The organism is Helicobacter felistomachi, from assembly GCF_030296895.1.
In the GTDB taxonomy this organism is placed as follows: Bacteria; Campylobacterota; Campylobacteria; order Campylobacterales; family Helicobacteraceae; genus Helicobacter; species Helicobacter felistomachi.
Genome location: NZ_AP028022.1, coordinates 889755 through 902042 on the forward strand (window position 1 = coordinate 889755; position 12288 = coordinate 902042).

Genomic DNA, 12288 nt, shown 5'->3' on the forward strand with positions numbered 1-12288 from the left:
ACACCTGTGTGTGCTCTCGATCCAAGCAAACTACAAAGCAAACTACTAAAGTCCACTAAATCCCCTCCACTCCTATATCAATCCATCTGTCTTTATTCCAAGGGTAATTCGAGCTCACCCCAACTCTTTTAAGCCCCCATTCCCCCCAACCTTTCACGAATCTCCAAGAGGTGTTGTCTCTATTCTCCATGCACCAAGCACTTCATCATAGACCACAGTGCATTTATAACCCTCGAACTTTGGCAAGTCAAATCTAAACGGGTCCATCACCCTTGCTAAAACAGAATCAATGCCACGCATCCCTGTTTCTTCTTGTATGGCTTGCTCAATGATCATCTGTTTAGCTTTGGGGCTAAACTCTAAAAGACTGCCTTGTTGTGAAAACTCTTTTTTGTAAGTGGGCAGTTCTTTGTCAAGCTTCTTTGCCAACATTTTCTTATCTACCTCACCCAAGACAATGCGCATAGGGATGCGCCCAATGAACTCTTTAATCAAGCCACAGCGGATTAAATCTGCATTGCTCACATCTTTGGGTGCATTGGATTGTGCTGATCGTCTATCTGGCACACTGGGTTTAAGAAAACCAATTGTCTCTAAACCCTTCGTGTCTTTGTTGGAGTACAAATCCTTGAAGTGGCCCGCAAGAACAAATAGGATCTCAGAGGTGTTGATTGTGATTTCTTGTTTGTCCCCCTCTTTGTCCGTGTAGGTAAAAGCAAAAGAGTGTGCCTCTATGATCTTAAGCATTTCTGTTTGCACAAGCGACTTAAATTGATGGTGATCCCCTACCTCCATACCCAATTTATCCACTTCATCCAAAAAGATGACACCTTTTTGGGCTTTGCTGATGTTCTCTTTGGCATTTCTATAGAGATCGACAAACATGCTTGAAAGATTCAATCCGCTATAACCTTCCGGTGTTAAATGCGAAGTATCCACAATGCCATAGGGGATGTCTAAGTGCTTTAAAAGTGTAGTGGTCATGGAGGTTTTACCACAACCTGAAGGCCCGATGAGTAACACATTTCTTTTTTTATGAACTCCCTCTTCTCCTATAAAACGCTTATAGTGATCGCTCATCGCCATACAAAAGCTCTTTTTCGCCTCCTCTTGCCCCTCTACATGCTTGTCTAAGTAGTCCTTGAGAGCTTGGGGAGAGTATTTTTGAGATGAAGAAGAGTGTGAAGGCCGTATTGTTTGTGTGGATGGGCTTGGGCTATTTAATGCATCATCCAAATCCACCTCCGTGCTTTCTGGCTGTGTAGTCTTTTCTAGTCGTGCAGCCATTTCTTCAAGTGATGGGGTATGTCGCCACCAACCAAGTAGTCCTGAGTTTTCTCCTCTGCGCAACAACATGTTTTTTAAGGCAGTGGTGTGTTGTTGCACTTCTGGGGGCATCAAATCATTCGAGAACAAGCACATCTCTTTATTCAAGAACAAACGCAGCTCTCCTAAATCATGGGGGGTTTTGCTCAAAAAGACATTAGGGTTAAAGCCTGAATCTCTTTCAAAGATGCGCACCCCATTCTCAAGCTTTTTGGCTTTGATGGGAATGTTAAGATGGCTAGCTATAATCTCTAGGCATTGCTCTTGCAAAGTGGTGCGTGCCATATCATCAGCATTTGTCGCTGCGCACTTATTGAATACCTGGACATTCTCTGGGGTGAGTTTAGCAAGCAAAGCTTCTTTTTCATCTACCAATATTCTTTTCTTGGTGAAGATCGTTACCAATCTTTCTAACACCCACGCTCTCAATGCAGCTGGGACATAATGCCATGTTTGCCCCTCTAGTTCAAATGAGTTCACATAGATACCCTTCTCACCTTTAAAGGCAGACATTTCCAGGCTCTTGCAATCATCAGGGCTGAATAACCCGTAGTTTTGCTCGAGATACTCGCTTATTAGGTTTTGCTGCATTCTATTGGATTTGCCATGAAACTTATGGCAAATGGCCCGCGCACAGCGTGCCTTGCTAAATACCTTTCGCTCTTGTTGTAGAAATTGGAGAAAACATTGTTCTTGCTCTGTGGTTAAAAATGTCTTTGATTCTGATAGATAAAATTCATATATGGACATCTCAATAGGTTTAGTGTCTAATAATTTAAAAGATAATCTGTCATTCGTAACATAAGGATTCAATTTGTAGAAAGCCTTACATATATTGTAGCTGTGCTCACTGAAACGATTGAGCAGATCTTGCTTGAAAGACTCGAAGGGGATTTCAGGGACACCAAATGTCCCATCGTAGTCATGCCCTAGATGCTCTTTAACACGAGCTTGGACTTTAATTGAGAACGCAAAGATGTCTAGTAAAAATCTCTCTACTTCTTTTGTGCTTGTAAAAAAACGAATTTGCTGTTCTTCTTGGCACTCTTTGCAGATTTTAGGGAAAAAATAATAATCACCTTTATCTTGCGCAATCAAAAGTCTGTCGGTTTTACAAGAGTTGGTGAGCAATGTATCTGGAGTGATGTGCTTAGCGATTTTAAAGTCCTTAGGCAACATCCCATAGTCCTCACGCACTTTTTTAGTGAATGCATCCACTAATACTTTAGATACCCCTTTTCTGATCAAGAACTCTCTGAGTTCAAAATAACCCATATTGTTTTCGGCCATTTTTGGCTCCTTTATAAGATATTTCGCTATAAATAGCAGCTTATTTTAACACGGCAAAAGTTAATAAAAAACTAATAAATAGCTTTTTGAAAAAATCAAAAATTTTTCAAAATTTTTGGATTTTTTGGCACTGCGGAATTTTGGACAAAAATTTTCAAAAAAATTCTCAAGCCTAAATTTTTTAAAATTTTTTCTTAGATTTTTTTGTTTTTGTTAAGAGCCAAAATTTTTGTTTTAAAATGCGGTTTGAAATTTGAAAAAAAAGAAAAATTTGTTTTCAAAATCTGATTTTGAAATTTTAGGTACTCTGCTATAGTGCTAAGAGTTTGAATATAAAAAGAGAGGCTGTTATGCATTCTTTGTTAATTGGGTACACAAGATTGGGTGCACAAGATAAATAGAAGGGCTTGAGTCCTTTTCTTGAAAAAGAGGAGTCTGTGTGCAGAACCGCAGAAATACGAAACTCTAAGTAAGTCTTGCAGGCGTTCTCTAATGTTAAAAGTCTCTTGGATCTTTAGTAACTCTGAGATACCTCAATAAAGAGAGAGGATCTCTAAAAACAAAAAAGAGCACACCCAAAAGCCTACTTTAGTGATTTGCCCTAGACTTTTGGTTTGTCAATCATCATTGTCATCATCATCTCCCCAGAATTCTTGATACCATTTAGGTAACTTTTCAAGTGCATCGCACCCATCAAATGTGAAGTCTATGTCTGCATACTTCAACACATTCCACTTATCTAAGGTTTGGTTGAAGTTGCTACAACCTTCGAACATGCTCCACATACTCTTAACTTTTGAGACATCCCATTTCTCTAAAGGTTGGTTAAAATCAGTGCATCTGTTAAACATATAGCCCATATTCGTGACTTTTGAAACATCCCAGTTGTCTAAGGGTTGATTGAAGTTGGTGCATTCAGAGAACATACCACTCATATCTGTCACCTTTGAGACATTCCACTTTTTTAAGGGTTGGTTGAAGTTCTTGCAACCTTCAAACATCGAGTTCGTATTCGTAACCGCTGACACATTCCAATCATTCAAAGGCTGGTTGAAGGTTTCGCAATAGGCGAACATTCCTCCCATATCCTTCACATTAAAAACATTCCAACTGTTAAGCGGTTGGTTGAAGTTGGTGCAACCCCAAAACATTGAATGCATATCTGTGATTCTCGATACATCCCACTTTTCCAAAGACTGATTGAAAGTTTGACAATATCTAAACATCCACTCCATTTCCGTAACATTAGACACATCCCAGTTGTCTAGGGGCTGGTTAAACTTGGCACAGTTGCAAAACATATGGCTCATGTCAGTAACCTTAGACACATCCCAGTTTGAGATATTGTGGTTAAAGTGGCTTGCTTTAAAAAACATCCCTCTCATATTTTTCACATGCGACACATCCCAAGTTTCTAGACCCTTAAATTTTTTGCGCTTAAAATCCTTTTCTTCTTTGAGTTTCCCATCCTCATCAAATTTAACATCTGCAAACACAAAACTCATGTCCTCCACTGCACTCACATCAATCTCACCTAAATGCACGCTCTCATCTTTCACAAGCTCTTTGAGCTCTGCTTTTGTTTTAGGAAAATAGCGTTTAGTTGGTTTGCCTGACATTTTGTTTCTCCTGTGTTTTACTAAGGACAAAGCAAGTCCTTGAAAGAATCTTAGCGGTAAACGCTTAATGTGTACTATGCTAGGATATTGTGCCATTGAGACACCTTGACACAAGATTTGCTTAGACCACTCACTTGAAATTCTTAATGCTGGCAGTGTTTCCAGTGGCGTTTATGTAGGATTTGAAGTTTTGCAAAGACAACACCTTTAGGCCTTTATATTTACTTTTGATATACTCCGCTAAAACAAAGGTGATTGCATGGCCATTGATTATAACGCTTGCAGTGAGAGACGACTATTCCGATATCTTAACACGACAGAGCAACAAATTTCAAAAACCCAAGCGGAGTATCAAGAAATCGCCCACAAGTTTCAAAATAAACTACAAAGCCTCCAGGATAAGAAAAGTAAGATTAGGGTAGCACTTGGCATAAAATCCCACATCCCTAACCGAGAAACACAGATAGCCATGCAAAATGTTCTTAATCCTGATGAAACTTACATGGAGACAATATCTTTTGCAGAATTTGCTGAAAGAGCAGAAAAAGAAGATTAGTGCTTTATGAGTGTATTAAGACTTGTCTCACTAAAAAGTCTTTCTATCAAATTAGATGCTAGATGCCCTTAATAGATACCTTCAAAACCGATGAAAGATGAAATAAGATAGATGAAATAAGATAAAAACTCACAAAAGATTTAGAGCTCAAAAAGAAACTTAGAACACACAAATTCTCTAATCACAAAAGCTAATCCCCATCTCTTTTTACAATCGCTGTGCGCTCCATCTCCCATTTACTTGGTGGATACATCTTATCCCACGCCTCCATGAGTTGTTTCTCTGCTTTACTTAGGTTGATCCCATAAGTTTGGCTCATGTGTAAATAAGCCCATGTGATCCAGCCTTTAGAGTAATCAGCAGGATAAAAGCGTTTCTCTTTAAAGTCTGTATAGACTTTGCAGTTGCCATATTGGTTAAACACCATATTCTTAGGGGCTTGAGCATAGCGGTAGTTGTTTCTATCTCCATTGACTTCTCCTATAGCCGGCACTAGGTTAAACATATCTGCCTCCATTTTTTCAAAGGTTGGATCTTTCTCACAAGCCTTGCGTCCCCCCTGTCTCCAACAAGCTAAATGCTTGCCAAAGTTTTCAGCAGGCATGATGTGCTCCCACTCCACACGCCAAGCTCTTTGGTTGATCTTGCCTTTCTTAGTCTTAGCATTGCGGGCTGTGTATTTGTTTGAATTAATGATTTCAAGACGGGTTCTTGTGCCTTTGTGTATGATTTTAAAAGGTGCTTGGCAATAGAAAGTGATTTGGTGATCGGGGTGTTGTTTATAGAGCTTAATGAGTCTTTGCTTGGTTTGTGTAAAATTGTGGGACTTGGGTATAGAGAAATGCATTTAGAGAGCACATAATGGCAAGTCCTTTGAAAGTCATACTTAGCCCTTGCAATCGTTTGAAAGGGAGTGTATTACAAGGGAGTGTTCTTTAGTCTGGGGTATTCTTTAGTTTTTTTTTTAAAGCTTTTTTAAAAAGGAGCAAAAATGGCTGAAAAAGGTTCTAAAGAGTGGATTGAACAATACAACAAAGAAGTAGATGCCTACAACGAACGCCACAAATCCAAATGGAGCAGAAAGCGCAGACAAGAATATTTGCGTGCGCGTTTTGGCACACCCCCTGGGAACACTGTCTATTGGTGGGACGATGCTTGGTGGTGTGATGGGGAGTATTTGTGTGGGGATTAAGTGCCATTTACCCCCTATTCACTCTCTTTGTTTAGAATTGCGAGCAATTATCACCTCTAGTTACAGAGTGCTCGTTGGTTGTGTGTCCCTAGTTTTTCTCTAGGTCCACAGACCCGCCCGAAGGCCGCTAGAAAGACCATCGCCGCCCTTTATGGGGTGTGGCTGATTTGGTGCGGTGTGTCACTTTGAGAACGCGCGTTAAACCTTCAAAAACACGGCTAGCTAAGATGTGGTGACCGCTACTACCTTTTCTCACTTTCCCACTTGCTAACGAAACCCATAGATAGAAATGTAGAAAGAAAACTTGAATGAAAGACTTGCTCTAAGGATTTGTTTTGTTTTCTCAAGCTTTGCAATTGCTTACAATCGCTTCCAACCTCAAATCCTAGTTTTTTGAAAAGCTCCCAACCTCTAAACCTGCACTCTATAACCATTTCAAAGCACTTTAATCGCCATCTTGCCCCATCACCTTCACGCCACCCATCTAAACAATTTAAGATATATTAAATCCAATTTCAAATAATACTCAATATATTTAATACTATTTTAAATATTGTTTATTTGAATTTATCATAATATGCAATATTGTTTATTGATATTTAACACAACTTATAATATTGTTTATTTATATTTAACACAATTATAAATAAAAATCATTTGATTAATCAAAATCTTAAACATTTTTTAATGGATTAAATATTATTCTAATTGAATATCATGCTAATTCAAGACTTCGCACTTTACACTAATCTAGTCAGTGGTGTCAGCGATGTCAGTGGTATGTCTACGCCCATTCTATGCCCATCAACCGCTAACACCAAAAACAAACCAAAAACCAAAAACAAAGGTTCTCATGATTTTCTCCATTATCAACAAAAAAGGTGGGGTGGGTAAGACCGCCTTTAGTTTCTCCATTGCTAAAGATTTAGATTTGTTCTTGCAAAGCAACGACTCTTCCATCATTGAGAGCATTTACCCTGATAAAGCTAAAATCAGCACCGCCTTTCTTTAATCAACAATTGTGTCTATGACTTTGGAGGCTTTATCCAAAGTGGGGTTTTAGAGATTGCTAAAGCCAGTCAAGCCATCCTCATCCCCTGCACTCCCCTTTACAACTCCCTACTAAAGACCATTGAAACCATCCAAGAGTTACAAGTTTTAAAAGTGCCCTTAATGGTGCTCGTCACCGATTATCAAAGCCTAGAAGAGCAAGAACAAACAAGTTCTACCTTACAATCTAACTTCACAGATTTAAACTTTTTCTTTTTTAAACACTCTAAGATTATAGAAAACTCTATGCGTAAGGGATTGAGCTTTAAAGAGTTGTCTTTGCAAACCCCACTCTCTAGAATCCAATACAAGACTTTCATGACAGAATACCAACGCCTTTTAGACACTTTAACAAAAGGAGTAAACAATGAATGAAAACAAAAACACCCCCAAATCTATCCAAGATGCTTTGAAAAACACCCACAACCCCCAAGCAAACACTTTCAGTGCTAAAGACAAAGCCAAACCAGGTAGAAAACCTTTGCCCGCTCATTTAAAACAAAACCACATCGTTACCTTTTACTTATCCCAAGAGGAATACAACACCCTAAAAGCTCTAGCTGACAAGGAGGCTGATAGTGTGGGCTTCTTTGTCAAACGCTATGTGTTAAAGAATTTGGTGAGGGGGTAGGGGGAAAGTGGGGTAGTGCTGTGAATGGTGTTACCACAGATAATCAAAGAGCCATAGAAACTACAAAAAAGCAGGTGAAATGGGGGATGCTAATTCTTTCTGCACATCAGCAGTGATGTATAAAAATGGCAATGGTGTTTCGCGTAATCTGCAAAAAGTCGCAGAGTATTATACTAAGACCAATGATATGGGATTTTCTGCAGACAATTGTGATGTATGTAATCATTGATGCATAGAATTCACTAAGGAAAGGATTAGGAGTAAGTTTGGGAGATATTGATGCAAGAATATAAAATTTTTTGCGATGAGAGTAATCACTTAGACTATAACCCCTCTTTGGGCTCTAAGGTGATGGTGCTAGGAGCAATTAGCCTACCTTCAAGCGAACTAGCCCCCATCAACCAAACAATCAAAGATTTAAAACACCAATTTAACCACAAAAAAGAACTCAAATGGACAAAACTCATTCAAATTCAAAAAGGATTTTACGATGCCCTTTTAGAATTTTTCTTTTCCAGCGTCCATCTACGCTTTCAAGCCATTTTAATCCCAGATAAACAAAGGCTCGCCCACGACTACTATAACCAAAGTAACCCAGACATTTTCTATTACAAAATGTTTTATTATGTGCTGAGAAACCTCATAGAACCCCAAACCGCTATCAAAATTTACCTAGACTACAAGGATTCAAAATGTGCGGTGCGGATGCGGGAGTTAGAAAGAGTGTTGCACCACCACTACAACAACACCATCCAAGCCCAATGTTTCACCGCCCAATCCCACCAGTCCCAAATCATCCAACTTACCGACCTACTCATAGGGGCGATCGCCTACAAAGCCCGCGATGACATCCCCCACCAGAGTGCCATTAAAACCATATGCACCCGAATCTCGTCCTCTAATGGGGGCAATTTTATACCCTTAGACTCCGCAACATGCCCAAGGGTGCGCTTAATTTCTGCTATGTCGCCATCCTCTAAAACGGCGTTAAGATAGCTTAAGCGTCTTTCCTCTGTATTTAGCATTTGTGCCACTCTATGTGCAAATTGACATACCAGCGAAGCATCTTAGCCCTTGCAATACTTAGCAACAAATCTTAGCGAACTTGTGAGAGACAACCCTACGCAAGCCTGTTTGGGAGTTTGCCCTGCGGAGTAAAACTCCACTCCACACGACCCAAGCCACTAGTTGTGTAACTCTATATCGTGGCTTGATCAAAGCAAAAATCTCGTGCCATAAAGTCGTAGACACATGCCGATAATCTTTATTTGAAGTGGTAATTTGACTGATATTTATGCTAGAATTACCGTCCAATGCTGGTTTGTAAGGAGTCTTTTTGGAGATTGTTGTGGTCGTTTCAAAATGGGATTACTCTTCGTAAGATGTGTGCGGGGAGTTAGTCTGTAGAGGCTAGGATGTTTTTATCGGTGCGACATGGAAAAACGAATGGATACATTATTTAACGACAATTTGAAGATATGCAATGAAGATTTGGCACTCTTAGAACAATACAAAACTGCTGTAGCCTCTGCTGATAGAATTAGTGATAGACGAGCAACGACGAATAATTTTTTTATAACCCTTAATGGTCTATTTTTCTCGTTAAACATGAATATTGCGGTTAAGTTTAAAGAGTGTGGATGGGTCTTAGGAGTGTTGCTAATATCTTTGCTTTCTAGTTGCATAGTTTGTTATGTTTGGATGTCTTTATTGAGGCATTACAAAGAAATGAATTGGGCTAAATTTGAAGTTATCCTTGCATTGGAGCAAAGATTGCCGAGTAATGTTTGCGGGTATGAGTGGTATCTTTTGCAAAAACAAGCTGAAAAGGAAAAGTCATTTTTTAGGTTTGAAAAATATATCCCCGGGATTTTTGTGCTCCTGCATCTTTTTGTCCTTGTCTATTATGTGTTCTTGCGTTTTCTATAAACCGCGCAGAATTACAGGATTGTGGTGATGCACGCTTTTATGGTTACAAAATTATGTAGGGTGGTATTTTTTATTAAGTTCTTGTACCAATTCATCTAGAGTGATAGTTGGTGGGGTAGGTCCTTCATTTTTACAGATATTCTCAAGAAAGTCTTTTACACTGTAGTTGACAAGTATTTTTGCGCTTTCCGACAATGTTTTTCTGCTTTCTGCGCTTATTGATACGGATGTTTTTTTCATGCATAAGCGGACAATTTCTAGTTCGTAATATATCCATGGGGATTGTGTGTATAGACCTTTCTTTACAGAGGCTTCTGTTTGTATAAAGACGAAAGATTTGCATGTTTGAATCATGTGAGCTAGAGCCACAGAAAGCATAAGATGGAGATGTTCTGTAACATTACATGCATTTTGATCTTCATCTTGAAAATAAGAAGAAAAATTAGGGTCGTCTATTAAATTTTCTTGTATTTCTCTAGCATTCGCCCAGTATAAAAAATCCACAAAGACTTTACAGGGGTCTACTGCAAGAATTCCGTATTTCAATTGCTTTTTTAAACACCTATCCCCTAAGAGAGTTTCGATTGATTTTTTTAAAGAGTAGGCCTTGTGGATATCTTGACCGGAATAGGAAACGAAAATATCTGATGTAACTTTTGGAAAAAGCAAATTCTGCAGTTCTTTACCGTCAAATACTCCACGATGATATGCTTTTTTAAATCCTTTAATAAAATTTCTTTTGTAGATCGATAGTTCTCCACATATCTCTTTGCAAGAAACCGCCGCACCATTATAGTCTCTGCGAGAATTGATTGTAGAGCCATCCACCACAAATATTTCTCTCATTTGCTCCGATCTTATAGTGAATATGACAATAGTGGTTTAACAGGCACCTTGTGTCTATCAAATAGAAAACGCTTGCAACCCCTTAACAGGGTGTATCTAGCTTGATTAGTCTTTGAGAAAATTGTTTAGTCATTTGTAACACCAAGTCTCTAGAAAAGAACAACTGGAGCTCACAGAGTCCATAATCTCACAAAACCGCCCAGGAAACCCAAAGCCGAGTCCAAATCTAAGAAAAGTGATAGATGTCATTGCCATGCTTTTAGACGGCAGCAGCACACGCTGGATTGAGAGCGAGCAAGATCTCACACCATAAGAACTCAACGCCATTTTTACGTATTGCAAGAACAAGAGTTTAGCGGGCTTTTGGCGCAAAAATTGGTAGAGATCAACGATGTGGGTGTGTGGCTTGGGCTTGGGTTGTTTGTGTGGGGTTTGGGAGTTGGGGAGTCTGTGTTTGTGTATTCGACTCCAGCAGATTCTTAAGACAATCGGTTTTTTCTTTTTCCAAGGATTGCCCATGAGCAATGTTTGTTTCGGTATCAATAAACATTTGCAGATCGCATAGGGGAGCTCGGTGTTGTTGTCATTGGCATCCTTTTGGTTGGCGCTAAAGGGCGGGTTGCCACAGATCACGGTGAGCTTTTGTTGGCTGATCTTGTCTTTTAGCTTTTTGTTTTCGCTTAAGGGTGTGGGGGCATCCCTAAAGGCTTCAAGCAAGCCTGCCTACGTTTTTTATAGACCGCTTCTTCTTTGTAATCCAAGCTATCGCAAGGCACCACATTTTTAAAAAGCCCAAAATTCGGGTTGCGTTGCTGGCAGGTTTGGCCGATCTTTAAAAGCGCGCTGTGGTAAAAGAGTAGCATGATCTCTTGGGCATAAATCCGTTCCTACAACCTATAAAACCACATAAAATTCTATAAAATTCTATCAACAAAAAATTTTTAAGGATTGCGGTTTCTGTTGTATTCCTGTTTCCACCATGCTGGTTACTAAGCCATTCTCTGCAAAATCACTTAGTGGAGTCGTCATGTCCGCAGGCGTAAATTCAGCGGGAACTCCACTTACTAAATGCTTCATTAGATTCGCACTAGCGTTAAAATCTCTATCCATCGCCACACCGCAAACACCACACTTATAAACTCTATCGCTTAGACTTAAGTCCTTTTTCACATGACTACAGCTAGGACAGGATTTAGAACTTGGATAGAATGCATCGGCTCTTAAAATCTCCTGCCCATAATACTTCGCCTTGTATTCTAAGAGTGTGTTAAAGGCGGATGTGCTGACATCGCTTAAAGCCTTAGCTAGTTTGGAGTTTTTGAGCATGTTGGATACCTTCAAACTCTCTAAACAAAGGGTTTTAGCGTGCCTGATTAGGGCGGTGCTGAGCTTATGTAAAGAAGAGCGGAGCAGATGTTAAAAGAGTGGAAAGAGAAAGGCGGAGATGAGATAGGTAGAGACTACCATAAGGTAGGGTCCTGTATTAAATAATTCAAGCAATATTAAATAAAATTTTAAATAATGTTTAATGTGTTTAATAGTGTTTGAAATATTGATTATTTGTATTTAGTATATTTTAATACACTTACCAACAGCATAAGCTATTTACAAGTGTAGCGCATGCAAATGCAACACCCCCAGCATATTTGACAGGGGATAGAAAATGACTAGCACCGACCATTGTTCTCTTTTTTATCCAGAGCATCCTGCAAGTGAAGAGACTCTCCAAATGGCACACTGCTACCCACGGCAGTTTAGACTCTCAAATTCTTGTGATTCTATCCTTTTTAGAATAAAATCAACTAAACCCTAACATGTCGAAAAAATCTAAAAATTTCGACATATCTGT

12 protein-coding genes and 2 pseudogenes are annotated in these 12288 nt (G+C 39.2%); 6 read left to right on the forward strand and 8 right to left on the reverse strand.

Translation table 11 applies throughout. From position 1 onward, the window contains the following. Positions 1-153: 153 nt before the first annotated feature. Both QUE23_RS04670 and QUE23_RS04675 read right to left on the reverse strand, forming a co-directional pair. Positions 154-2616: an AAA family ATPase gene (locus QUE23_RS04670; RefSeq protein WP_286347964.1), complete on the reverse strand. Its 2463-nt coding sequence runs from the start codon at positions 2614-2616 to the stop codon at positions 154-156. Positions 2617-3233: 617 nt separating this feature from the next. After that, entirely contained in the window at positions 3234-4235 is a 1002-nt protein-coding gene (locus tag QUE23_RS04675; RefSeq protein ID WP_286347965.1) for a BspA family leucine-rich repeat surface protein, read from the reverse strand. Positions 4236-4494: 259 nt separating this feature from the next. Here QUE23_RS04675 and QUE23_RS04680 point away from each other — a divergent pair, with 259 nt between their 5' ends. Next, positions 4495-4791 carry a hypothetical protein gene (locus QUE23_RS04680; RefSeq protein ID WP_286347966.1) on the forward strand — a complete coding sequence of 99 codons (297 nt, stop codon included), beginning with the start codon at positions 4495-4497 and terminating at the stop codon, positions 4789-4791. Between the two features lie 190 nt (positions 4792-4981). On the opposite strand, the gene QUE23_RS04685 is transcribed toward QUE23_RS04680, so the two are convergent. Next, entirely contained in the window at positions 4982-5638 is a 657-nt protein-coding gene (locus tag QUE23_RS04685) for an endonuclease (protein ID WP_286347967.1), read from the reverse strand. Positions 5639-5782: 144 nt separating this feature from the next. On the opposite strand from QUE23_RS04685, the gene QUE23_RS04690 reads away from it, so the two are divergent. The 4 genes and pseudogenes from QUE23_RS04690 to QUE23_RS04705 all read left to right on the forward strand — a co-directional run bounded on the left by QUE23_RS04690 (position 5783) and on the right by QUE23_RS04705 (position 8660). Further along, positions 5783-5983: a hypothetical protein gene (locus QUE23_RS04690; RefSeq protein WP_286347968.1), complete on the forward strand. Its 201-nt coding sequence runs from the start codon at positions 5783-5785 to the stop codon at positions 5981-5983. 853 nt (positions 5984-6836) lie between these two features. Then, positions 6837-7408, forward strand: a pseudogene (locus tag QUE23_RS04695) (P-loop NTPase family protein). Continuing rightward, complete coding sequence (locus QUE23_RS04700) at positions 7401-7664, forward strand: ribbon-helix-helix domain-containing protein (RefSeq protein WP_434801970.1); 264 nt, start codon at positions 7401-7403, stop codon at positions 7662-7664. The pseudogene QUE23_RS04695 and the gene QUE23_RS04700 overlap by 8 nt, the downstream one beginning before the upstream one ends. A 279-nt stretch (positions 7665-7943) precedes the next feature. Further along, the gene (locus QUE23_RS04705; RefSeq protein WP_286347969.1) at positions 7944-8660 is read left to right on the forward strand and encodes a DUF3800 domain-containing protein; all 717 of its coding nucleotides are present in this window, start codon (positions 7944-7946) and stop codon (positions 8658-8660) included. Here QUE23_RS04705 and QUE23_RS09960 read toward each other — a convergent pair. Continuing rightward, a pseudogene (locus tag QUE23_RS09960) lies at positions 8636-8689 on the reverse strand (DNA-binding protein); the annotation flags it as partial. The gene QUE23_RS04705 and the pseudogene QUE23_RS09960 overlap by 25 nt on opposite strands. 409 nt (positions 8690-9098) lie before the next feature. Between QUE23_RS09960 and QUE23_RS04710 the strand changes: the two are divergent. Beyond that, entirely contained in the window at positions 9099-9593 is a 495-nt protein-coding gene (locus QUE23_RS04710; protein ID WP_286347970.1) for a RipA family octameric membrane protein, read from the forward strand. A 51-nt stretch (positions 9594-9644) separates the two neighbouring features. Here the strand turns inward: QUE23_RS04710 and QUE23_RS04715 are convergent, their stop codons facing one another. The 4 genes from QUE23_RS04715 to QUE23_RS04730 all read right to left on the reverse strand — a co-directional run bounded on the left by QUE23_RS04715 (position 9645) and on the right by QUE23_RS04730 (position 11852). Further along, positions 9645-10439, reverse strand: coding sequence for a hypothetical protein (locus QUE23_RS04715; protein ID WP_286347971.1), 795 nt, complete (start codon positions 10437-10439; stop codon positions 9645-9647). 129 nt (positions 10440-10568) lie between these two features. Continuing rightward, a complete protein-coding gene (locus QUE23_RS04720; protein ID WP_286347972.1) occupies positions 10569-11156 on the reverse strand; it encodes a hypothetical protein in 588 nt (195 codons plus the stop codon). Then, a complete protein-coding gene (locus QUE23_RS04725) occupies positions 11120-11302 on the reverse strand; it encodes a hypothetical protein (RefSeq protein WP_286347973.1) in 183 nt (60 codons plus the stop codon). Before QUE23_RS04725 ends, QUE23_RS04720 begins: the two co-directional genes overlap by 37 nt. Before the next feature lie 64 nt (positions 11303-11366). Continuing rightward, on the reverse strand, positions 11367-11852 hold the full coding sequence (locus QUE23_RS04730; protein WP_434802010.1) for an RNA-guided endonuclease InsQ/TnpB family protein: 486 nt from the start codon (positions 11850-11852) through the stop codon (positions 11367-11369). Positions 11853-12288 lie beyond the last annotated feature (436 nt).